Source organism: Paractinoplanes hotanensis (assembly GCF_023717965.1).
GTDB classification, from domain to species: Bacteria; Actinomycetota; Actinomycetes; order Mycobacteriales; family Micromonosporaceae; genus Actinoplanes; species Actinoplanes polyasparticus.
On record NZ_JAMQOL010000029.1, the window covers coordinates 31,190 to 52,955 of the forward strand.

General features: G+C 72.4%; 23 protein-coding genes. 11 read left to right on the forward strand and 12 right to left on the reverse strand.

The genetic code is table 11. The annotated features are described in order from the left end of the window. Positions 1 to 55 precede the first annotated feature (55 nt). Together LXN57_RS21190 and LXN57_RS21195 are read right to left on the reverse strand one after the other, a co-directional pair. The gene (locus LXN57_RS21190) at positions 56 to 1,012 is read right to left on the reverse strand and encodes a tyrosine-type recombinase/integrase (protein WP_251799906.1); all 957 of its coding nucleotides are present in this window, start codon (positions 1,010 to 1,012) and stop codon (positions 56 to 58) included. An 843-nt stretch (positions 1,013 to 1,855) separates the two neighbouring features. After that, positions 1,856 to 2,593, reverse strand: a complete 738-nt coding sequence (locus LXN57_RS21195; protein WP_251799907.1) for an SDR family oxidoreductase — start codon at positions 2,591 to 2,593, stop codon at positions 1,856 to 1,858. A 162-nt stretch (positions 2,594 to 2,755) separates the two neighbouring features. Here LXN57_RS21195 and LXN57_RS21200 point away from each other — a divergent pair, with 162 nt between their 5' ends. Continuing rightward, complete coding sequence (locus LXN57_RS21200) at positions 2,756 to 3,304, forward strand: TetR/AcrR family transcriptional regulator (protein ID WP_251799908.1); 549 nt, start codon at positions 2,756 to 2,758, stop codon at positions 3,302 to 3,304. Between the two features lie 25 nt (positions 3,305 to 3,329). Here the strand turns inward: LXN57_RS21200 and LXN57_RS21205 are convergent, their stop codons facing one another. Beyond that, entirely contained in the window at positions 3,330 to 3,650 is a 321-nt protein-coding gene (locus LXN57_RS21205) for a DMT family transporter (protein ID WP_251799909.1), read from the reverse strand. Further along, entirely contained in the window at positions 3,647 to 3,976 is a 330-nt protein-coding gene (locus LXN57_RS21210; RefSeq protein ID WP_251799910.1) for a DMT family transporter, read from the reverse strand. Before LXN57_RS21210 ends, LXN57_RS21205 begins: the two co-directional genes overlap by 4 nt. 45 nt (positions 3,977 to 4,021) lie before the next feature. Here LXN57_RS21210 and LXN57_RS21215 point away from each other — a divergent pair, with 45 nt between their 5' ends. The 3 genes from LXN57_RS21215 (at position 4,022) to LXN57_RS21225 (ending at position 6,149) form a co-directional block, all read left to right on the forward strand. After that, the gene (locus LXN57_RS21215; RefSeq protein WP_251799911.1) at positions 4,022 to 4,738 is read left to right on the forward strand and encodes a VOC family protein; all 717 of its coding nucleotides are present in this window, start codon (positions 4,022 to 4,024) and stop codon (positions 4,736 to 4,738) included. A gap of 92 nt (positions 4,739 to 4,830) precedes the next feature. Beyond that, positions 4,831 to 5,145, forward strand: a complete 315-nt coding sequence (sugE, locus tag LXN57_RS21220) for a quaternary ammonium compound efflux SMR transporter SugE (RefSeq protein ID WP_251799912.1) — start codon at positions 4,831 to 4,833, stop codon at positions 5,143 to 5,145. 245 nt (positions 5,146 to 5,390) lie between these two features. Then, a complete protein-coding gene (locus LXN57_RS21225) occupies positions 5,391 to 6,149 on the forward strand; it encodes a hypothetical protein (RefSeq protein WP_251799913.1) in 759 nt (252 codons plus the stop codon). 49 nt (positions 6,150 to 6,198) lie between these two features. On the opposite strand, the gene LXN57_RS21230 is transcribed toward LXN57_RS21225, so the two are convergent. From LXN57_RS21230 to LXN57_RS21240, 3 genes are read right to left on the reverse strand one after another with little or no spacing between them, the layout of a single operon-like run. Beyond that, positions 6,199 to 7,047 (reverse strand): lysophospholipid acyltransferase family protein, encoded by an 849-nt coding sequence (locus tag LXN57_RS21230; protein WP_251799914.1) that lies wholly within the window; start codon positions 7,045 to 7,047, stop codon positions 6,199 to 6,201. After that, positions 7,047 to 7,940, reverse strand: a complete 894-nt coding sequence (locus LXN57_RS21235) for a phosphotransferase enzyme family protein (protein ID WP_251799915.1) — start codon at positions 7,938 to 7,940, stop codon at positions 7,047 to 7,049. Before LXN57_RS21235 ends, LXN57_RS21230 begins: the two co-directional genes overlap by 1 nt. A 53-nt stretch (positions 7,941 to 7,993) precedes the next feature. Further along, complete coding sequence (locus LXN57_RS21240) at positions 7,994 to 8,620, reverse strand: shikimate kinase (RefSeq protein ID WP_251799916.1); 627 nt, start codon at positions 8,618 to 8,620, stop codon at positions 7,994 to 7,996. A 36-nt stretch (positions 8,621 to 8,656) separates the two neighbouring features. On the opposite strand from LXN57_RS21240, the gene LXN57_RS21245 reads away from it, so the two are divergent. Continuing rightward, positions 8,657 to 9,091, forward strand: coding sequence for a VOC family protein (locus tag LXN57_RS21245; protein ID WP_251799917.1), 435 nt, complete (start codon positions 8,657 to 8,659; stop codon positions 9,089 to 9,091). A gap of 324 nt (positions 9,092 to 9,415) precedes the next feature. Here LXN57_RS21245 and LXN57_RS21250 read toward each other — a convergent pair whose 3' ends face one another. After that, entirely contained in the window at positions 9,416 to 10,402 is a 987-nt protein-coding gene (locus LXN57_RS21250; protein ID WP_251799918.1) for a TerC family protein, read from the reverse strand. A gap of 304 nt (positions 10,403 to 10,706) precedes the next feature. Here LXN57_RS21250 and LXN57_RS21255 point away from each other — a divergent pair, with 304 nt between their 5' ends. Next, positions 10,707 to 11,027, forward strand: a complete 321-nt coding sequence (locus LXN57_RS21255) for a helix-turn-helix transcriptional regulator (RefSeq protein WP_251799919.1) — start codon at positions 10,707 to 10,709, stop codon at positions 11,025 to 11,027. A gap of 56 nt (positions 11,028 to 11,083) precedes the next feature. Here the strand turns inward: LXN57_RS21255 and LXN57_RS21260 are convergent, their stop codons facing one another. Continuing rightward, on the reverse strand, positions 11,084 to 11,644 hold the full coding sequence (locus tag LXN57_RS21260) for a histidine phosphatase family protein (RefSeq protein ID WP_251799920.1): 561 nt from the start codon (positions 11,642 to 11,644) through the stop codon (positions 11,084 to 11,086). A 3-nt stretch (positions 11,645 to 11,647) separates the two neighbouring features. After that, positions 11,648 to 12,412 (reverse strand): maleylpyruvate isomerase family mycothiol-dependent enzyme, encoded by a 765-nt coding sequence (locus LXN57_RS21265; RefSeq protein WP_251799921.1) that lies wholly within the window; start codon positions 12,410 to 12,412, stop codon positions 11,648 to 11,650. Between the two features lie 61 nt (positions 12,413 to 12,473). Between LXN57_RS21265 and LXN57_RS21270 the strand changes: the two genes are divergently transcribed. Both LXN57_RS21270 and LXN57_RS21275 read left to right on the forward strand, forming a co-directional pair. After that, on the forward strand, positions 12,474 to 13,280 hold the full coding sequence (locus LXN57_RS21270) for a class I SAM-dependent methyltransferase (RefSeq protein WP_251799922.1): 807 nt from the start codon (positions 12,474 to 12,476) through the stop codon (positions 13,278 to 13,280). Position 13,281: 1 nt separating this feature from the next. Continuing rightward, a complete protein-coding gene (locus LXN57_RS21275) occupies positions 13,282 to 14,109 on the forward strand; it encodes an arylamine N-acetyltransferase family protein (protein ID WP_251799923.1) in 828 nt (275 codons plus the stop codon). Between the two features lie 34 nt (positions 14,110 to 14,143). Here the strand turns inward: LXN57_RS21275 and LXN57_RS21280 are convergent, their stop codons facing one another. Both LXN57_RS21280 and LXN57_RS21285 read right to left on the reverse strand, forming a co-directional pair. Then, positions 14,144 to 14,689, reverse strand: a complete 546-nt coding sequence (locus tag LXN57_RS21280) for a LuxR family transcriptional regulator (protein WP_221377468.1) — start codon at positions 14,687 to 14,689, stop codon at positions 14,144 to 14,146. Beyond that, positions 14,686 to 17,691, reverse strand: coding sequence for a LuxR C-terminal-related transcriptional regulator (locus tag LXN57_RS21285; protein WP_438872896.1), 3,006 nt, complete (start codon positions 17,689 to 17,691; stop codon positions 14,686 to 14,688). Before LXN57_RS21285 ends, LXN57_RS21280 begins: the two co-directional genes overlap by 4 nt. 263 nt (positions 17,692 to 17,954) lie before the next feature. Here LXN57_RS21285 and LXN57_RS21290 point away from each other — a divergent pair, with 263 nt between their 5' ends. From LXN57_RS21290 to LXN57_RS21300, 3 genes are read left to right on the forward strand one after another with little or no spacing between them, the layout of a single operon-like run. After that, on the forward strand, positions 17,955 to 19,421 hold the full coding sequence (locus LXN57_RS21290) for a dynamin family protein (protein WP_251799925.1): 1,467 nt from the start codon (positions 17,955 to 17,957) through the stop codon (positions 19,419 to 19,421). After that, positions 19,418 to 21,214, forward strand: coding sequence for a dynamin family protein (locus LXN57_RS21295; RefSeq protein WP_251799926.1), 1,797 nt, complete (start codon positions 19,418 to 19,420; stop codon positions 21,212 to 21,214). Before LXN57_RS21290 ends, LXN57_RS21295 begins: the two co-directional genes overlap by 4 nt. Then, on the forward strand, positions 21,211 to 21,702 hold the full coding sequence (locus LXN57_RS21300; protein ID WP_251799927.1) for a hypothetical protein: 492 nt from the start codon (positions 21,211 to 21,213) through the stop codon (positions 21,700 to 21,702). Before LXN57_RS21295 ends, LXN57_RS21300 begins: the two co-directional genes overlap by 4 nt. Positions 21,703 to 21,766 lie beyond the last annotated feature (64 nt).

Consider the following 21,766-nt stretch of genomic DNA (forward strand, 5'->3'; position numbering starts at 1 on the left):
CGCACCGACACGAGGCAGGTGATCACCGAGGCGACGTACGCCCGCCCGGGCGACCTCAGGCGAGCTTGCCCAAGGCGCGGTTCGTACGGTTCGCCCGCACGGCCGCGCGCTGCTGCTCCGCCGTCACCTCGATGTAGTTCTGCGACGTAGCCAACGACGCATGCCCCAGCAACCGCATGATCTCGCTGGCGTTGGCGCCGTCCTCAGCCAGCCGCGTAGCGAAGGTGTGCCGCAAAGCGTGCAGCTGAGCACCCCGAGGCACCCGGTCATTGACACCCGCCCGCCGATAACAGGAGCTCACCAGATACTGCAGACCACCACGCTGCAGGGGAGCGCCCTTGCGATCCACCATCAACGCGTCACTCGCCCCCACCCGCCCGAACCGCAGCCGACGACTCTCCACATAACGCTCGACCACAGCATCCAGCTCGGGCTCAACAGGTACGGTCCGCGGCCGCCCGCCCTTACCCGCCACCTCGACCCGCCGCTCACCCGGACGCCCCAGAAACGATCCCACCCGCAGAGCCAGCAGCTCGGACAGCCGCAACCCCGCACACAGAGCCAGCGCCAGCACCGCCACATCCCGCTCCGGCCACGGATCCCGCACCCGGTCATCCACCCTGCTCACAGCATCGAGAAGCTGCTCCGGAGTGTCCTCACCACGCAGCGGCTTGGGGGAGTGGAGCGCCTGCTTCGGCTTGTCGACCGCCGACATCGGATTGCCCGCCACCACCTGCTCGGTCACCAGAAACGTGAAGAACGCGTTCCAGCTCGACCAGGCCCGCGCCACCGAAGCCGGCGCCCGAGATCGCGCAAAAGCCGCAAACGCCGCCCGCAGCGAACGAGGGGAGAGGTCACCCAAAGTGACCGGACCTTCGCCCATGTGCATGACAACCGAGTTCAGATCACGCTCGTACGCCGCCAACGTATGAACCGACAGCTTGCGCACGGCCCGGGCCGCGAGAAAGTCTTGAATGAGCGTGCTGACCGAAATGCTGCGCTCGTCATGCATATGAGATATTATACAGCACGTTCGTACGGATGTGCGGAGATGTCGGTCGGCATGCTGCGTGCCGGACATCCTCGGGGATCGACCGCCTGAAGTGAACGACACCGCCGAACGGGCCAGCGGTGGCGCCCGTCGCGATCAATTGCTGCTCCGGGCCGCCCAAAGGAACGGGGCAGCCATGCTGTCGACGTCATCCGTAGCGGGTCGCGGCTCGCGAAGCTTTGGCGGCCCGGATGCAACTGCCGGGCTGTTTGCTTTGACAGGCTCGGACTGTGCCCAGGCCAGCCGAGCTACAACACCGTCAGATCAAGGCGTCGGCCGACGCGCCCCACGTCGTCGGTCACAGGTCTGCAAAACCATCGACAGCCCGGGGGGGCTGCCCAGGGAACGGTGGAAGGAACGCAGCGCGCATCCTTCAGTGGCCCCCGTCCCGAGCTAGGTTGACATAACGTCGATTCTCGACCTGGGATATCGTCGATGGCTTTCCTCGGGATCAGCGGTGTGACGGCATCTTTGCGCCTAGCTCCGGTCCCGCGGCCGCTGTCGCCCCCGTCCTTTTTTGTCGTGAGCGCGGCTTGATTACCGAGAAGCGCGTCGGGTCGGTCTGTGCAGCCCGACCCGCGCCCGAGGGCATCAGGGTCTCTATCGGCGCGTCCGGATGAGGAGCAGCGCTCGTGGCGTGGAGACAAAGTATGGAGTGTGGCCGGTCTCCCCCATGCTTCGTCCGCATACCTCAGCGAGTCCAGCGGTGGGCGGCATACCCTGACCACGCTCGATGCCGCCGACCGCCGTGCTCTTGCTGAGCGAGTGAGCGCGGGTCTCGCCGTCACCGTCAGTTCGCCGATTTCAGGCTTGCGCGGTGGGGCGCACGACGATCTCGCTGATGTCGACGCCGTCGGGCTGTTCGACGGCATAGCTGATGGCCGAGGCGACGGCGGAGGGCGGCATCGCGATCTCGTCGCGCTGCCGAGTCATCGCTGCCGCGATCTCGGGATCCGCTCCCTTGCCGATGCCTTCGGTGTTGGTGAAGCCGGGAGAGACGAGGGTGACGCGCAGGTCAGGCCCCGATTCCTGCCGCAGGCCTTCGGTGAGCACCTTGACCGCTGTCTTGGTGGCCGCGTAGACGGCTTGGGGTGTTTTGACGACGTACGCCGCGGTGGAGGCGACGTTGACGAAGTGGCCGGAACGCTGCCGGCGGAAGATCGGCAGGGCGGCCCCGATGCCGTTGAGCAGGCCGGTGATGTGGGTGGCGACCATGGCGTCCCAGTCGTCCTGGCGGAGGTCGTCGAACGGTGAGACAGCCATCGTGCCCGCGTTGGAGACGAGGACATCGAGCCGGCCGTACCTGTCCATGGCCGTGTCCGCCATGCGTTGCAGGTCCTCTCGCCGTGTGACATCGACGACGAGTCCGGTGGCCGTGCCGCTCTCTGCGGTGATGTGGTTGACGACATCGGTCAGCCTGTCCTCGCGGCGGGCTCCGACGACGAGGCGGGCGCCCTTGCGGGCGAGGTGGATCGCTGTCGTCTCACCGATGCCGCTGCTGGCGCCCGTGATGGCGATGACCTTTCCGCTGATGCCTGACATGGTCGGCTCCTTTCCTGGGAAGTGCGCAGGCGCGTGGTGCCCTACAGTCAATCGGAGGCGCCTCCACTTCGTCAGCGTAAGTGGAGGCACCGCCACTTAGCAACTCGTGGTCTATCAGGAAGGAGCGGCAAGGACCTCATGAGAGATGCAACGTCCCGGCCCTTGCGGGCCGACGCTCGGCGAAACAGGGAAAAGATCCTGGCGACCGCCGCGCAGATGTTCGCGGCGGAAGGGCTGGAGGTCCACCTCGAGCGCATCGCCAAGGAAGCGGGTGTGGGCACCGGGACTCTGTACCGCAACTTCCCCACGCGCGAGACGCTGGTCGAGGCGGTCTACCGCAACGAGGTGGCGCAACTGTGCGACGCCGCTCCGGCTCTGCTTCTCCGGCACGCCCCGGACGAGGCCCTCCGCGCATGGATGCGCCTCTTCCTGGACTACGCCACCGCCAAGCACGGCATGATCGACGCCCTGCGTGCCATCGCCGCGACGGGGAACAACCCGTACGGCCACAGCCGGGAACTGATTCAGGCCGCTGTCGCTTCGCTCATGAGCGCATGTGCGGCGGACGGGATGATCCGCACCGATATCCAGCCCTCCGACATCGGCGCCGCCTTGGAGGGCATCGCTCTCACCTCGGCGCGTCCTGAGCTCCGCCGGCAGGCGGAGCGTCTGCTGGACCTCACCCTGGACGGTCTGATGATCCGCCGGTGAAGCATGCGGCGCTTGAAGGGCTGCCTCAGTGGCTGCCGAGTTCGACGAGCAGGACGCCGATGATGACGAGGGTGATGCCGGCGGCCATCTTTTTGGTGAGGGGGTCGTTGAAGGCGGCCTTCGCGATGATGGCGGTGCCGGCGATGCCGATGGCGGACCAGATGCCGTAGGCGATGCCGATGGGCATGCCTTCCTGCAGGGCCAGGGAGAGCAGGGTGAAGGAGACGGTGTAGCCGGCGAGGATGGGGGCGATCCATTTCTTGACGCGCAGGCCGTCGGAGACGCGCAGGGCCATGGTGGCGCTGATCTCCAGGGTGATGGCGAGGGCGAGGTAGAGGTAACTCATCGGGCCTCTTCCGGCCGCGAGCCCGTTTCGATGAGCAGGACGCCGCCGATGATGGCGGCGAAGCCGACGGTCATGAGCCAGGTGAGCGGGTCGCCGAAGATGACCGCGGCGGCGAGGGCGGTGAGGGCGACGCCGCTGGCGGCCCAGATGCCGTAGGCGACGCCGATGGGTATGCCTTGGCGCAGCAGCAGGGACATGAGGATGAACGCGGCGATGTAGCCGGCGACGACCAGGGTGTACCAGGCGGGGTGGTCGACGGCGGCGCGCAGGGCGAGGCTGGCGCTGACTTCTGAGATGATCGCGCTGCCGAGGGTTATCCACTTCATCGCATGCTCCTTCGATGTGGATGAATTTTGACAGGGGGCGATCTTGTGGAGGTCAGGTGGGTCACGGGGTTCCTGGATTCGCCGGCGCGTGAGGTCGAGGGGTTCTGGCTGGCGGTGACGGGTTCGACGTTGTCGGCGCGGCGCGGGGATTTCGCGACGTTGCTGCCGGCGGACGGGGATGCGTATCTGCGGGTGCAGGTTCTCGGGTCCTCTCCCCCGCGTACGCACCTGGATCTGCATGTCTTGTCGGTGCGGGCGGCGGCCGGTGAGGCGGTGCCGCTGGGGGCTTCGGTGTTGCTCGACGAGGGTGACCTGGTGGTGTTGCGCTCCCCCGCGGGTGCGGTGTTCTGCCTGGTGCCTTGGGATGGCGAGGTCGCGCGGCCGTCGCCGGTGGCGTGGCCGGGCGGGTCGGTCAGCGCGGTGGATCAGGTGTGTGTCGACGTACCGGGGAATGCTTTTGATCGTGAGGTGGGGTTCTGGTCGTCGTTGACGGGGTGGGCGCGCAGGCCGTCGGATTTACCGGAGTTCGAGCACCTGGAGCGGGGCGAGGGCCTGCCGTTGAAGCTGTTGATGCAGCGTGTGGGGTCGTCGCGGGCGGGGATGCACCTGGATCTGGCGTGTGACGACGTGGATCGTGAGGTGGCGCGGCACGTGGGTCTGGGGGCGGCCGTGGTGCGGCGGGTCGAGGGTGATTGGACGACGTTGCGTGATCCTTCGGGCCGGGAGTATTGCGTCACCGGGCGATCGCCGTCTGTTTGCTAACGTGGGTTGCGGTACCGCAGGAGCGGATATCCCGGACGAGGACGTGTCGTACCCGGCAGGCAAAGACGACCGCGTGAGGGTGGTGCGTCGTCGTGGCCTGGGTCGTTCTGGTGATCTCTGGTGTGCTCGAGTCGGTGTGGGCAGTGGCCCTCGGTCGTTCGCAGGGCTTTTCCCGGCTCGTGCCCAGTGTGATCTTCGTGGTGGCGCTGGTGGCGTCGATGGTCGGGCTCGGTTACAGCCTGCGGAGCATTCCGATCGGCACGGGGTACGCGGTGTGGGTGGGCATCGGCGCGGTGGGCACGGCTCTGGCCGGGATGCTGTTTCTGGGCGAGTCGGCCGGCGTGCTGCGGATTTTGTCGTTGCTGCTGGTCGTGGCCGGGGTTATCGGGCTCAAGTTGTTCCACTGATCTGGGCGGTCGTCTCGGCGGGGCGTTCGAGGTGGACCTGGCGGAAGTCGTTATTCAGCGCGTCACGGCACATGCCGGCGTAGCCGGGTGGAACTGGCTCGGAGCGTAGCGCTACGACCAGGGTCGTAGGCGTGCCGGCGGGGTTGTCCTCTGTGCCGTCCGCGCGGGGTCTGCGCGCGGGAATGTCGGTGGCACCTGGTAGAAGTGTCATACAAACGTTCGAAGGCGTGTGGAGGGCTGGGGCGATGGCTGGGCTGAGCACCGACGAGTTGCAGACGATCCGTGACGGGCTGGCGGCCGGGCGCAAGCCGCGGGTCCAGTTCACCGATGCCGCCGGGCAGATGGCCGGGCAGCTCGGGCAGGTGGTCGGGCTGGGTGATCCGGCCGAGTCCGACGAGTGGGTGGTGGTGCGGTTCGGGCGTGACGAGTTGCCCTTCTCCCCCGGTGATCTGCTGGTGGCGCCCCGGGGTGCGGTGGCGAAGAAGGCGGCTCCGGTTCCTGCCGCGGCTGAGCCGGTGGCGCCGCCGGGGCCGGCGTTCGTGCTCGATCAGCCGGCGCCGGGGGCGAAGAAGGCCCGGGCCGCGGCGGAGGCGAACGGCGGGTCGCAGGCGGCAGTCAAGGCGGCCGGCGGCGAGGACAGGGCGGGCGCGCCCGCGCCGCGGAAGGGTGGGGATGACGTGACGGCGGCTCCTGGGCCTCGGAAGGCGGCGGGGCGTTCGGCCAAGCCGAAGCCTCCGCCCGCCTTGACGGTCACGCTGGCTTACGGCGAGGGCGAGTGGACGGTGGCGGCTTCGCAGGGTTCCAAGGTGCTGGCGAAGCCGTACGTGGTGCGCCCGGCCGAGGCGTTGCGGATGGTGGCGCTGGTCGACGTGCCCGGGGTGCACGAGGCGGTGGAGCAGATCCTGTCGGCCGAGCGGTCCGAGGCCGAGGAACAGGCGCGGCGGCTGCGGGCCGAGCTGGCTGAGGTCGAGGCTCGCCTGGCCGAGTTGACCGAGAAGCCGTGAGGCCGGGGTGGGCCTATGTGGTCGCGCGGGGGCTCCTAACGAGGTGACGTCATCGCTGGGTGATGCTGTCGTCGGTGCGGCGGCGTAGGCGCAGGCGGTGCCGTGGCGTGCGGGCGACGGGCACGGCGGGCTGATCGGTGGCGGGGCGGCGGGGGCGGACCCGGGACAGGTCGACGGCGCGGGTGCGGTCGACGAAGTGCGGGGTTTCCAGTTCGCCGGGGCGCAGCGGGATCAGCGTGTCGTGGATGCCGTCCATGATCTGACGGGTGGCCTGCATGGCCTGGGCGCCGGCGGTTCCGGAGAGTCCGGTCAGGTCGACGGGGGCGCCGAAGCGGACGTGGACGACCGGTCGGTGGCGGAGGGCTCGGAGCACGGAACGCAGCATGTGCTTCGGGGTGTCGTACGGCAGGACGGCGTGCGCGCCCCACTGCGCGACCGGCAGCACGGGGGCGCCGGAGGCGGCGGCCATGCGGGCGACGCCGGTCTTGCCGCGTTCGGGCCACATCCACGGGTCGAGGCCGATGCGGCCCTCCGGGTAGACCAGCACGAGCGCGCTGTCCTTCAGGGCCTGGACGGCTGCGGGCAGGGCGTCGGCGACGTGGGCGGTGTTGCGGTCCACGCGGATGTGCCCGGCGGCGCGCATGGCGGCGCCGAACACGGGGGCCGTGAACAGGCCGCCGGTGGCCAGGATGCGCGGGGCGATGCCGGCCTTGTGACAGGCGGCGGTCATCACCGCCGGGTCGAACGGGCTGACGTGGTTGGCCGCGAGGATCAGCGGGCCGGCCCGCAGCTCGGCCGGAATGTCGCCGGAGACGCGCAGCCGGCACAGCGGGAACACGACCACGCGGGACAGCGCGAGCATGAAACGCCACATGAGGGGGACGGGGTTGCTGGTCATCAGGCCGACAATGGTCGCACGGCCCATCCGGGCGGCCGATCTCCGTCCAGGCCTGATTCGGCGACGGTCAGCCAGTGCTCGACTGTCGTTTCGTCGTGGTGGCGGATGGACCAGTCGACCATGCGCAGGCTGATGTGGGCCCAGTAGGCGTCGCGGCGGCGCCGGGAGATGCCGTCGAGGCGCCGGTCGATCGGGGCGAGCAGCTCGTCGTGCCGGCCGGTGAGCCAGAACCGCAGGGTGACCAGGTCGAAGTGGCGGTCGCCGCGGGTCGCGCCGTCCCAGTCGATCAGGCCGGTGACGCGGCCGGCGTCGACCAGCACGTTGCCGGGGTGGAAGTCGAAGTGCACCAGGTCGTCGCCGATCATGGCCGAGCCGTAGGCGGCGCCGACGGCGTGGACGCGCGCGAGCAGGGCGGCCGAGCGGGCGCTGTGCTCGGCCAGGGGCTGATGCAGGCAGAACCCGGGGCCGTCGGCGGTCAGGTAGAGATCGCTGGGCTTCGGCGCGGGCACGTCGAGCAGCAGGCCGGCCAGCCGGTCGTTGAGAGCGAGAAGCTGGCGTACGAGGGTCTGGTCCATCCGGTCGGGCGGTGCGCCCGGCAGCCGCTGCTGAACGATGACGCGGGCGCCGTCGACGTGGGCGGCCAGCTCGTGGCGGGCGGTGGGGATGCCGGCCTGGCGGGCACGGTCGACCAACGGGCCGCTGCGGGACCGGCCCTCGGTCAGCACGGATCGCCGCCCGTCGGGCCAGCGCACGTAGGCCGCGCCGACCTCGCCGCCCGGCGCCGGGCCCTCCAGGATCAGCCGGACGCCGGTGATGTCGGCTATCCGGTCGATGATCTGCGGGGCATCCAGGCGCGCGGTCCGGGGCCACGCACGGTCGACCGCTTCGGTCACTTCGGCCCCCGCCCGGGTGACGTCCAACGCATAGCGGCCAGAACCTTATCGCCCTAAGCCTTTCGATGGTGTCCGGGATCCGACTCTTTCAGGCCGAGCGCGTCTTCGACGAGCGCGGTCAGGTCGTCCTCGCTCAGGCCGGGCTCGACGTCGATCGCGGTCAGGCCCTGCTCGCGGGTGGTGGCACGCAGCCGGTCGGTGAACAGGCCGTCGCGTTCCAGCAGGCCGGCCAGGGCCCGCTCCGGGTCGCTCGTGCGCGCGGCGATACGCCAGGTCGAACCGCGGCTGTCGAACGCCGCCCGCCGGAACTGCGGGGTGGGCAGCAGCCACACGGCTCGACCCGGGTGCGGTACGAGACCGGGCAGCAGCCGGAAACCCTCGGCGATCACCGGCGGGCCGTCGGGCAGCGCGGCGAGGTCGTCCAGGATCAGGTCGAACGCCTCGCCGCGGAACCAGTGGAACGTGTCCAGCATGACCCGCGGTGGCCGCAGCCACCGCTGGTCCATGCTCATCGCCAGGAACGCGGCCAGGTGCGGGCTGGTGGCCGGGTCGCTGCGGCGCGCGTGCTCGGTCATGACGGCGTCGGTGTCGTACAGGCGCAGGCCGTGACGTGCGGCCAGCCGCCGGGCGACGGTGCTCTTGCCGGCGCCGCTGCCCCCGCCGATCCAGTAGACGTCCATCGCAGAAGTGTCGTACCCCCGGAGAAGGATCGCCGCATGAATGACATCCCCGCACGGCTGACGGTCGTGACTCTCGGCGCCCGCGATGTGGGCGCCCTGCGTTCCTTCTACCGTTCCCTGGGCTGGCCCGAGGCTCCCGGCAGCGACGACACCTGGGCCGGTTTCCTGCTCGGCGGTGTGCTGCTGGCGCTGTATCCGCTCGGCGAGCTGACCGCCGAGGCCGGGGCGGGCGGGCCACCCGGCTCGTGGTCGGGCGTGACGCTGGCCTGCAACGTCGACACCCGCGACGAGGTCGACGCCGCCTTCGCCGCCGCGCTGGCCGCCGGCGCCGCCGGTGTCGCCGCGCCGGTCGACCGGGAATGGGGTGGCCGGTCGGGCTACATCGCCGACCCCGAGGGCAACCGGTGGGAGGTCGCGTGGGCGGGTTCGGCCCGGTTCGACTCCCGGGGTGCGCTCGTGTCGTTCGGCTGAGGCCGGCAGCCCGCGCTGTCAGGTCTCGAGGGCGGCCTGGACGTCGGCGGGCACCGGCAAATGATCGGGGTCGGCCGGTCGCAGGCGGCACGCCACCACGTCGCCGGCCCGGGCACCGTGCCTGCGCGGCGCCGACGTACAGGCACGGGCGCAGGTTGACTTCGGCCTTGTTTACCCCCAGATCGACTTCGACGCGCCGGGTGGCCTCCGCGACGACAGCTTCTTGAAGTCGAGTACGTGCGCACCCGCTCGTCCCCTGGCGTCGTCGGTGCGGAAGGTGCGCTGGTCGATCCAGACCTCGTGCCACGGCAGGGTCAGCGTGGGTCAGTGCGCCGTGCTGGTCGGGGAACCGGCCGTGTCGCGGCCCCCGCCGTCCCCCGCATCGGGGTCCGGGGTGATGCTGCGGGTGCTGCGCAGGCTCCACACGATCGAGACGGTGATCGTGACGACGATGACGCCGAGGGTGACCGGGATGGGCAGCTTGCCGACCGGGGTCTCCGACAGGATGAGCTTGACGCCGGCGAAGGCGAGCAGGACGGCCAGGCCGTAGTGCAGGTGGACGAAGCGGCGCAGCAGCCCGGCGAGGCAGAAGTACAGGCTGCGCAGTCCCAGGATGGCGAACGCGTTGGCTGTCCAGACGATGAACGTGCTGGTGGTGATGGCCAGGATCGCGGCCACGGAGTCGATGGCGAAGATCAGGTCGGTGGCCTCGACCGCGATGAGCACGACGAACAGCAGGGTGGCGACGCGTTTGCCGTTGATCCGGGCGAAGAACTTGTCGCCGTGGTAGGCCGGGTCGGTCGGGATGACCTTGCGGACCAGGCGGACGACGGGGTTACGGTCGGGCGGGGTCTGCTCGCCGTGGCGGAACGCCATCTTGTAGCCGGTGTAGATCAGGAAGGCGCCGAACACGTAGGCGGTCCAGAAGAAGGTCTCGAGCAGTTCGGCGCCGACGAAGATGAACACCAGCCGGAGGACCAGGGCGCCGATGACGCCCCAGAACAGCACCTTGTGCTGCAACGCGGCGGGGACGGCGAAGTAGGTGAAGATCAGCGCGAAGACGAAGACGTTGTCGATCGACAGGGCCTTCTCGATCAGGTAGCCGGCGTAGTAGGTGCCGGCCACGTCACCGCCCTGCCAGGCCCACAGGATGACGCCGAACAGCAGTCCGGCGGCGATCCAGACACCGGACCAGATCGCGGCCTCGCGGAAGCCGATGACGTGGTGGTCGCGGTGCAGGAACAAGTCGACGGCCAGCATCGCCGCGATCGCCAGCATGAGCACGGCCCAGACCCACCAGGACACAGACATGGTGAAGGGGAGTCCTTTCGTCCTGGCCGAACCTGCTCGGGGCACAGAGGTGAGGTTCGGCGTTGCTGGACGAAGGTCTCCCCGGGCCACTGCCTCAGTGGCTGCACCACCGGGATCCGGATGGGCCGGCCCGTAATGACGGCGATGCGTGGATCGTCGGGTACTCCCCCTCGAACTGCGATCAAGTATTCACGAAGCACCGTTCGTACGTCAAGCGCTTCGGCGCCCGAAGCGCGATGCTGATTTCGTGTGTCACGGAACGTATATTGAGGCGACGACCCCCACATCCCCACGGAGGCGCCGGATGTCTCTGGCAGCTCGACCGACCACCACGCCGGCGCCGCGGGCGTGGACGTTCCTCACCAACCACGCCCACGTCCTGCTGGCCCTCGCCCGCGAGCCGACCGCCCGGCTGCGCGACGTCGCCACGTCTGTCGGCATCACCGAACGCGCCGCGCAGGCCATCGTGGCCGACCTCGAAGCTGCCGGCTACCTGCACCGCGAACGCGTCGGACGCCGCAACGAATACACGATCAACACGGCCGGCAGTTTCCGGCACCCCGCCGAGGCCGACCACCGCATCGGCGAGCTCATCACCCTGTTCACCGGCACGCAGGAGACCTGAGCGATCACCTTTTCGGTTCGAGCAGGCGACATCCCCGAAGCCCTGGGGGCGGTCCGTCAAGGCAGGTCGACGGTGACCACGTCGGGGAAGGCCAGCGCGGCCCAGAACGAGCCGGGCGGGCCGGTGATCAGCTGGTGGGCGGCCAGCCACGTGGTCAGGGCCATGCCGTGGGTGCCGACCACCAGGGGACCGCCGCCGGCACGGGCGGCGTGCCGGGCGACCGCCGCGGTGAAACGGGCAGCGACCTGCTGCCGGGGCTCCCAGCCCGCAGGAGTGGCGCCTTCGACGTACGCGCGGGCACGTTCCCGGTGGTCGTCGCGCCACTCGTGGGGGCGGCGCACCTCGTCGAAACCCGCGTCCTCAAGCACATGGCCGCCCGCGGTCGCCACCTGCAGGGTCTCGGCGGCCTTCGGCTCGGTGCTGGCCACCAGCCAGGCGCCGGGCGGCAGCGAGAGCGCCCGGGCCCCGGCCGCTCCAGACGCGCCGAGGCGCCAGAGGTGCGGCGGCCGAGCCGGGTCGGCCTCGGGCATGGCGTGCCGCACCAGGATCACTCGCATCGCCACCGCCACCGCCCACCGCGCCGGCCGGGAAGCCCGCGGGTCAGTCCCACCGGACACGCATCACACGCTCGGGTCCCAGGCGATGATCTGGTCGAAGACGCGGGCGTCGCCCTCCAGCTTCAGCGCGTCCAGCGGGATGCGGTCGTAGAAGAGCAGCACCAGCTCACCGGCCGTGCCCGAGGCAGCCGCCGTGGCGGGGGTGCCGTCGGCGGGCGCGCGCCCGGTCCGGGCGCCCGCGGGCGAGAGCTCCACGCGCCAGGAGCGGCCCTCGGTGGCGTGGTAGTCGATCGTGGCGGGTTCGTGCGGCCACGCGGCTGTCGTCGCGCAGCAGGTGGACAGGAAATCCTCGACGCCGTCGAGGGCCACGTCGACCGGCAGCGGCTGCGCCTGACCCGCCGCGAGCTGCGCGTCGTAGGTGTGCACCGCGACCTCCTGCAGCTGGTGCCGGGCGACGGCGGCGCTGTTCTGCGGGGACTGGGAGTCACCCCACCAGGTCCAGCAGCCACGATCGGGGCCGGCCTCCCGCAGCGCGTCGAGCAGCAGCTGGGTCGACGAAGCCAGCCAGGCCGTCAGCGCTTCGCGATCGCGGGGCGCGGACGGGCCGCCGGGCGGGGCCTTCGACGTCGCACCCGGGCCCGCGGCGACGGTGGCGGCCCAGGACTGCCGCCCCTCCCCCAGGTGCCGCGCCAGGTCGAACAACGTCCATTCGGGGCACGACGGCACTGTCACGTCGAGGCTGGGCGCTGCGGCGACGGCCGTCCGGAAGGCTGCCGACCGCTCGTCGATCAGCGTCACCAGGTCGGGGAACTCGAGTGTTCTTCGCACCCGCGCTGTCTACCATCGGGACCCGGTTGCCGGACAGCGATTTCCTGCGAGGAGTTCCGCGATGACGACAGGCCCCTACACCGGACTGGCCGCCACCTTCGACACGGCCGCGGAGCTGTACGAGCAGGTCCGCCCCGGGTATCCCGGGGAGCTGTTCGACGACCTCGCGCGGCTGAGCGGGCAGCCGGGCCCCGGCGCCCGGGTGCTGGAGATCGGGACCGGCACCGGTCAGGCCACCCGCAGTCTGCTCGACCGGGGGTGGACCGTGGTGACTCTGGAACCGGGACGGGAACTGGCTGCGGTGGCGCGCCGGGTCCTGGCCGGGCGGGGCGCCGCCGAGGTCGTCGAGTCGCCGTTCGAGCGGTGGGACGCCGGCGGACGGGAACCGTTCGACCTCGTCCTGGCGGCGACGTCGTGGCACTGGCTGGATCCTCACGTCGCCTTCCGGCGGGCCGCGGAGTTGCTGCGTCCCGGCGGGCACCTGGCGATCGTCGCCACCACGCACGTGTGCCCGGCCGGCGGCGACGACTTCTTCAACCAGGTCCAGCCCGTGTACGAACGACTCGGCCTGGGCGACGGCGGCGACGGCCCGGAACCGCCCGAGGCGTTCACCGACCCCGACGTCGAGGCGATCACCGGCAGCGGGCTCTTCGGCCCGCCGGTCGTGCGCCGCTACGTCTGGTCCCAGGAGTACACGGCCGACCAGTACCTGGCGCTGCTGTCGACCTACTCCGGGCACATCGCCGCGTCGCCCGGGCAGCGGGAGGCGTTGTTCGCCGAGATCCGCCGCATGATCGCGGCCCGGCCGTCGGGGACCGTCCGCAAGCACTACCTCAACATGCTGCAGACAGCCCGGCGTACCGACTGAAGTGGACACCTATCTGCGGCGGCTCGGGCTGAGCCACCTGGCCGGTGCGCCGCCCAGCGCCGACGGGCTGCGCGCCCTGCACCGGGCGCACACGGAGCGGGTTCCGTACGAGTGCCTGGACATCTGGCTCGGCCGGGCCACCACCGTGGACCCGGTGGAGTCGGTCGGGCGGATTCTGCGCGGGCGCGGCGGGTACTGCTTCCATCTCAACGGGGCGTTCGCGGTGCTGCTCGAGAGCCTCGGCTACCGGGTCACGCGGCACGTCGGCGGGGTCCAGCGTCGGGGCGGGGCCGCAGCGGGCGCGAGCGGCGACCATCTCGCCCTGACCGTCGAGCTGGCAGGCGGTCGGTGGCTGGTCGACGTCGGTCTCGGTGACGCGCTGTACGAACCGTTGCCGCTGACCGAGGGTGAACATCGACAGGGACCGTTCACCTACGGTCTGCGGGCGTCCGAAGCGGAGCGTGGTGGCTGGCGGTTCGACCACGACCGGCGGGGCGGGTTCGCCGGCATGGACTTCCGGACCCCGGCCGTACCGATGGAAGCCTTCGCCGCCATGCACGAACACATGTGGACCTCGCCGGATTCGGGCTTCGTGCGGACGGCGACGGTGCAGCGCCGGGATGCGGGCGGCGCCGACGTGTTGCGGGGCCTGACGCTGACGCGGGTCGCGGAGACGATCACCCGTACGGTCGTGGACGAGCCGGCGGACTACTTCACAGCTCTGGGTGATCTGTTCGGGCTCACTCTCGGCGAGGTGACCGGGGCCGAGCGGGCCGCGTTGTGGCGGCGCCTGGTGACTGCTCACGAACGGTGGTCGAGCGGGGCGTGACGGGCTCGTTGGCGGCCGAGCCGTCGCGTCTGTCTCAGTGCTGCCGCGGTGGTGCGCCGCGCTGGCGCAGATAGGCCAGGACGGCTTCGCGGGTGGTGCGGACGCCGAACATGGCCCGGGCCTCGGCGATTCGGCGGTTGGCGGTACGCAGGGACAGGAACTCGGCGGCGGCCGCGGCGGCGATCGTGTCACCCGCGGCCAGACGGTCGAGCAGGGCCCGCTGCTCGGGGACCAGGTCGGCCACCGAGTTCTGGTCGCCGGCCGGCTCGGCGACACCCTGGTTGACCGGTCCCAGGCGGCCCAGGTCGTCGATCAGGGCCCGGCCCAGCTGCGACTCGGCGTCGCAGACGGCGACGATGCCGGCGCCGCGGGCGGCGGCCAGCACCGCCAGTTGCAGGGTGTCAGGATCACCTACCCGGCCGTGCAGGACCAGGCGACTGCCCGTGACGTCCCACGCGGGGTCGGGCAGGGCGAACCCGTCGCGCGGCACCCAGCCGTCCCGGGTGAGCCGGCGTATCACGGTGTCGGCGTCGCCGTGATTGGCGACGACGTGGCGAGGAGCGTCGGGCTGTCTGGTCACCGGCCATCCTTGTGCGAGTCATTCGTGTCATTCGTATCGGTTTCTGATGGGTGGGTGGCGAAGGCCAGGGCGGCTGCTTCGGTACGGGTCCGTGCGCCGAGCTTGCGCATGCCGGCACGGATGTGGGTGTCGACCGTCTCGGCCGAGATGCCGAGCTGGCCCGCTATCCGGCGAGTGGGTTCACCGGCGGCGACCAGCCGCAGCACGTCGTTCTCGCGGCGGGTCAGCTGGTCGCCCGACCGCGGGCTGCGGGTGTCGCGGTGCACGTGGTGGCGGCGCAGACCGCGGCGGGCCCGGCCGGCCAGCACGGTCAGCCCGGCCGCGTCGGCGAGTTGCTCGGCGGAGAGCAGCGCGGCGACCGCCCGGGCGGGGTCGGTGTCGGTCACCCCGGCGGCGAGCAGGCACCGGATCCGCTCCCGCAGGGCGACAGGCCGCCAGCTCTCCGCGGCGGCGGTGAAGCCGGTGCCGGTGGCCCAGGCGGTCAGCGTACGCCGGGCGGCAGCCGGAAGCCCGCCCGGAAGCGGCTGGGTGGAAAGCTCCCCCAGATCGTGGGCCGCCCACTGCGCGGTGATCGCGTGCAGCCCGGCGAGCAACCCGGCCGCCCCCGGCGCGGCGCTCTGCGCGGCCCGTTCCGGTTGCCCGTCGAGCCACGCCGTCTCCTGAGCGACCCACGCGGTCGCCGGATGCGCCGTCCCCGCCGCGTCCAGATGTGCCCGCGCCGCCGCCAGCAACCCGGTGTCGGCCTCGATCAGCGCCGCCGCCGCGGTCGCATACCCGCGCGCCTCGTCCGGCAGTGCCCGGTCGGTCAGGTTCGAAGCCCGCTTCAGTACGCCGTCAGCCCCGTCCCACATCCGTGCCGCCACCGCCGAACCGGCCGCCACGCCTCCCCCGGCCCGCGCTCCTGGAAGACCGGCCGCCTCGTGTGAGCCGTAGGCCGCAGCGCCCGGCTCAAAGGGGCCCGTCGGGCCGGTGCTCGGGTAGGGCGACGATGTGGCGGCCGGATCCGATGCTGGGCCCGGAGATGCGGCGGGATCGACCGAGTGGGCGACCAGGTCGCCGGGCAGCGAGCCGTGCAGGGCCAGGGCCCAGTCGGCGGCCGCGGTGAAGCGGGTCTGCCAGCCGTAGGCCAGGGCGGCGGCGCTGTCGCGGGCGGCGGCCAGGGCGGCGCCGGCCGCGTCGGTGAGCCGGCCGTCGGCGCCCAGTTGCTCCACGAGCAACCACGCCGACCAGCGGGCGATCAGCGGGTCGCCGCTGCGGGCGGCCGCGGCCAGGGCGACGTCCCAGCCGGGAGTGCGGAAATGGGCCTGCACGGCGGCCAGCGCGGCCGCCACGCCCGGCGACGGCTTCGGATGGCGGGCGTTGACCTTGCCGGCCAGGTCCTGGGCGGCCGACGGGTCGGCGGCCAGTTCGGCCAGCAGCAGCACCCGGTCGCGGGCGGCCAGCACCGGGCCGGTGGCGGCGTCGGGCACCGACCGGACCGCGGCGCGGGCCCCGGCCGGGTCGCCCGCCTGCAACAGGGCCTCGCCGCGCAGCACGTCGGCCTCGGGGCCGAGCGGTTCGCCGGTCTGCAGCACCCGGGCCGCGGCCGCCGGGCGCCCGGCGGTCAGGGCCGCGTCGGCCGCCGCCAGCCGCACCCGCGCGTCTATCGGCACGTCCAGTTCGCAGGCGAACAGCAGCAGCGCCGCCCGGTCACCACCCGAGGCCAGGTCGGCAGCCACCAGCGCTCGCCGGTGTGCCCCCATGAGGTCCCCGGCCGCCGCGAGATGGCGGGCCGCCTCGGCCGGCGGGGTCAGCTCGGCCAGCCGGGTGTGCAGCTCGACCCGGGCGGCCGCGTCGAGCAGCCCGGCCGCGGTCTCGGCCACATAGGACGACACCGGCAGCAACAGCTCGCCGCCGGCCCCCGGCCGCGCGTCCGCGGGCGACGGGCGCCGGTCGCCGGGAACCACGCCACCGACGCCACCGCCCGGCGACGACGACGGATCGCCGCCGGCAGCGGGGGCGCTCCCCGGCGATGACCAAGGGTCATCGCCGGCCACGCCGGAAGACCGGGCGGAAGCGGTAGCGGCGTCCCGCGACGACGCTGGGTCGCCGGCGGAGGACCGGGGCGAGGCGGGAACCACACCGGACGCCTCACCGTCGGCGGCACCAGCCGAGCGGGCGAGACCGGGAGCAGCGGCCGCCGAGGGCGAGGCACCGCCGGCAAGCACAGCGCCGGCCGACGGAGACCGCGGGCCCGGCGACGGCAGAGCATCACCGGAGGCGGCGCCGAGCAGGACGGAGGCCGGGGCGATCAGGCCGGCTGCGAGCAGGTCGGTGGCGCCGGGGCCGAGCAGGGCGGCGGGGGCGGGGCGGCCGAGCAGGCCGAGCGCGGCCAGCGCGGTGCGGGCCGGGCGGGGCAGGTCGGCCAGGGCGGCGGCGATCGCGTACGCCACCTGGTCGATGTCGGGGCCGGACGCGGCGCGGCCCGCGGCGGCCTGGCGGGCCAGCGCTGTCACCGCGAGGGGGTTGCCGCCGGCCCGGTCGGTCACCGCGGCCACGGTCGCCTCGTCGAGGTGGCCGGCGCTGCGGCGGGCCAGGTCGAGCGCGGCCGCACGGTCGAGCGGCGGCACCTCGATCCACGCGGTCGCCGCCGTTCGGAGCGCTTCGACGGCCGCCGCGGGCAGGCGGTGCGGTGTGCGCACGGCGGTGAGCACCCGGCAGCGGGCGGCCAGCAGCGGCAGCGCGGCCAGGGTGGCCGGGTCGGCGTAGTGCAGGTCGTCGAGAACCAGCAGCCCGCCCCGCACCCGGGAGCGGACCGCCTCGGCCAGCAGGTGCACGTCGTCGGCGGGCAGCCGGGCACGCACGGCCCGCGACAGGGCGAGCGCGGGCACGGTCTGCAGCATCGCTAGCCCGCCGCCGGCGTGCACGGGCCCGGGCACCGAGGCGGCGATCTCGCGCAGCGCCGTGCTCCGGCCGCAGCCGGGCGGGCCGGTCAGCACGACGAGACCGGGGCGTTGCAGCATGGCGGCGGGCTGACGCAGCGCTTCCGCCACCTGACCCCCTCCCCCCGAATAGATCCGGCGTGGCACGAACACGGGATCCCCTGCTCATGCGCTGTCCGTAGGCTGTTCCTGCGGCGGGTGACCTTTGCGGCCCGCCCCGACACGCAGGGAGGGCCGGCCGTGACACCCGCCGTGGTCTGCACATTCTCTCCGACAGTGTGCCCGGCTGACGAGTCGTGGTGAGCGGCCCGCTGAGCGCCAGCGTAGCGACGCTCTGTGACGAAATGGCGCCTCGCGTCGGGAAAGAAGCCGGTGGCCAGCTCATACAGATCCGCGATCGACTCGGCGAGCCGCTACGCGTTGCTATCGCGGGCCGTCTGAAAGCCGGAAAGTCGACACTCGTCAACGCGTTGATCGGGCGCCGGGTGGCCCCGACGGCGGTCGGCGAGTGCACCCGGGTGGTCACCCGGTTCCGTTACGGGCCGGCCGACCGGGTCGATGTGGTGTGCCGCGACGGGGTACGCCGCAGCCTGCCGCTGGACGACGACGGCATGATCCCGCAGCGGCTCGGGGTGCCCGCGTCCCGGGTGGCGTACGTGGATGTCACCCTCACCAGTGAGAAGCTGCGCGACCTGACGGTGGTCGACACCCCGGGCCTGGCGTCGACCGACACGGTGGTCAGCGCCCGCGCCGAGGAGGCCGTCGGCGTGTCCACCGCCCCGTTCGACGCCGACATCGACGCCGACTCGGCCGGTGAGGTCGCCGCGGCCGAGGCCGTCGTCTACGTGTTCACCCAGGCCGTGCGGGCCGACGACCTGCGCGCCCTGGAGGCGTTCCGCGACGCCTCGTCCCGGCTGACGTCGAGCCCGATCAACGCGCTGGGCGTGTTCGGCAAGGCCGACACCCTGGTCGGCGGGGCCGGCGACCCGTGGCCGGTGGCCGCGCCGCTGGCCGAGCAGCAGGCCACCCTGCTGGCCCGCACGGTCTCCGACGTCGTGCCGGTGGTGGGGCTGCTGGCCGAGACCGGCGAGTCGGGCCGGTTGACCGGGGCCGACCGCGACGCGTTGCAGCGGCTGTCCGAGCTGCCCGCAGCCGAGCTGCGCCTCCTCACCGCGTCGGCCGACCTGTTCCGCACCCGGCCCGGCCCGGTCGGCGCCGAGCAGCGGGAACGGCTGCTGACCCTGCTCGACCTGTACGGCATCGGCTTCGCCCTGGCCCAGCTGGCGGCCGATCAGAAACTGTCCACCGGGGAACTGGTGCGCCGCCTGGTCGCCGCGTCCGGCTTCCCGCGGCTGCGGCACACCCTGCAGGAGACGTTCCGCTGGCGCTCGGACGCGATCAAGGCCGGGTGGGCGCTGGCGCGGCTCGAGCGGCTGGCCGGGCACACCCGCGACGAGAGCGACCGCGAGCGCCTGCGTGACGCCGTCGAACGGCTGCTGCGCGATCCCGCCTATCACCGGCTGCGGCTGCTCGACGCGGCGCAGCGGGTGGCGACCGGGTCGGTGCCGATGCCGGTGCAGTGGGAACAGGAACTGACCCGGCTGGCCACCTCGGAGGACCCGCGCTGGATCCTGCGGCTGCCCGAGGCCACCACCGACGAGCTGGCCGCCGCCGCGGTGGCCGCGGCCAACCGGTGGCGCGTCTACGCGGTGGCCGGGGCCGGACCGGCACAGTCCCGGGTCGCGCAGATCGCCCAGCGCGGCTTCCACATCCTGTCCCAGCAGCTGCGCAGCCCGCAGGCGCAGCGATGACCGACCTGACCGCGGCGCTCGACACCGCCGTCAAGGACACCCTGGCGTACGTGCGGACCCACGACCCCGACGCGGGCGCCGAACTGGCCGAGCTGCGCCGCCGCCGGCTGACCCGGCCCCAGGTGGTGATCGTCGGGGAGACCAAGCGCGGCAAGAGCTCACTGATCAACGCGCTGCTCGGCGTGCCCGGCCTGTCCCCGGTCGACGCGGCCGTCGCCACCGCCACCTACCTGCAGTTCGTGCCCGGGCAGCCGGGCGCGCGGGCGTGGCTGCCCGGTTCGGCCGAGCCGATCGTCATCGACGGGCTCGCCGGGTGGGCCACCGGCGAGCAGCGGGCCCGCCGCATCGAGGTCACCCACCCGGCGCCGCTGCTGCGCTACGTGAGCCTGCTCGACACCCCGGGCGTGGGCGGGCTCGACCCGGCCCACACCGCGGTCGCGCTGGCCGCCGTGGAACGGGCCACCGCGCTGATGTTCGTGGCCGACGCGTCGGCGCCGCTCTCGCGCCCCGAGCTCGACTTCCTGGTCGCCGCCAGCGAACGGGTCGACGCCGTCGTCTTCGCCCTCACCAAGGTCGACGCCTATCCGGGGTGGCGGCGCATCCTCGACGACAACAAGGCGCTGCTGCAGGCCCACGCGCCCCGGTTCGCCGAGGCGGCCTGGTTCGCTGTCTCCTCGACGCTGGCCGAGCTGGCCGTCGACGCCGGGCCGGACGACCAGGCCGCCCTCGTCGAGGCGTCCCGGATAGCCGGGTTGCAGCACGCGCTGGTCGAACTGGCCGGCCGCGGGCACCAGCTGCAACTGGCCAACGTGCTGCGCGCCGCCCGGGGCGACCTGCTCCGGCTCGAATCGGGCGCCCTCGACCGCGTACGCGCCGTGGAAGCCGACCCCGCCCGCACCGCTCAGCTGCGCGCCGAGCGGGCCGCCCTGGCCGCCCGCAAACGCACCGAGTCCCGGCAGTGGACGCTGCTGCTGAGCACCGAGACCCAGCGCGCCCGGGTCGAGACCGTCGGCCACCTGCGCACCCGGATCGCCGCCGTCCAGCAGGACTTCTCCGAACGCATCGACACCGGGCGCGGGGAAGCCCTGGCCCAGCTGCCCGACCAGCTGGACGCCGAGCTGCAGGCCGTCGCCGTGCAGCTGTCCGAGCGTCTGGAGGAGACATTCGGACTGGTCGGCGAGAAGGTGCTGGCATCGGTGTTCGACGACAAGGAACGGGCCGAGATGCTGGGCCGGCTCAACGCGACCCTGCGCCACGCCATGGCCGCCGCCCCGCCCCGCGACGGCTCCGCCGACAACGTGCTCATCGCCCTGTCGGCCGGCGGCATCGCGTTCATGGCGGGCCGGGGCGCCATGCTCGGCGCGTCCGTGCTCGCGGTCGGCGGCGGCCTGCTCATCCCGGTCGCCGGGATCGGACTGGGGCTGGCCGCCGGCGGGTACGTGCTCTACCGCCGCCGGGTGCAGACCGACCGGCAGCAGGCCCGGATCTGGCTGCGCGACGTGCTCGGCGAGGCCCGAGCCGCCCTGGCCGACGAGATCGCCAACCGGTTCACCGACCTGCAGTACGCCCTGAGCGTGGCCGTCGACGACGCCGTCGAGAAACGCCTCCGGGACCTGGACGCCCACATCGCCGAGATCGACGCGGCCGCCGCCGAGGACGCGGCCGGCCGCACCCGCCGCCGCGCCGCCGCGCAACAAGAGCTCGACGGGGTGCGCGCGAGACTGCGCGCCGCCGACGCGGCACTGTCCCAGGCCCGGTCGCTGACGCCCGTGCCGCACGAGGAGGACCGATGACCGACCATCATCACGATTTCGGCGACCCCGACGACTTCCCGATTTTCGAGGAGCCGCACGCCGACCACTACGAACCGCCCCCGTTCGACGATCATCACGAGCTGTACGAGCCGGACGACGATCACGGCGCGGCCGCTCCGCCCGTCGAGGACCACGACGATGTGTCGTACTCCGAACCGCTCGTCGAGGACCACCCGGCGCTGACCGACGCCGCCGCGGTCACCGAGGACCCGGTCGACGTGTTCCCGCCGGCAGTCGACGTCGGTGAGCTGCCGGAACCGGTCGACGGGTTCCCGTGGATCGACACCGGCAGCCTCGGTGTCGTGCCCGCCGCCGCCCTGGCCGAGACCTCCGATCCCGTACGCCCGGAAGAGCTCGCCGAGTACGCCGGCGTCGACCTTCCCCCGGCGCAGGACCCGTGGGCCGCGCTCGCCGAGTCCGACGACCCGGCCACGAGCGCCCTCGCGAAGTGGTGGAGCGAAAACTGAGTACGCGGCCCCTCCCCTTCGCCCGCACCCAGGTGACATAGTTTCGGCGCCAACGATCGACTTC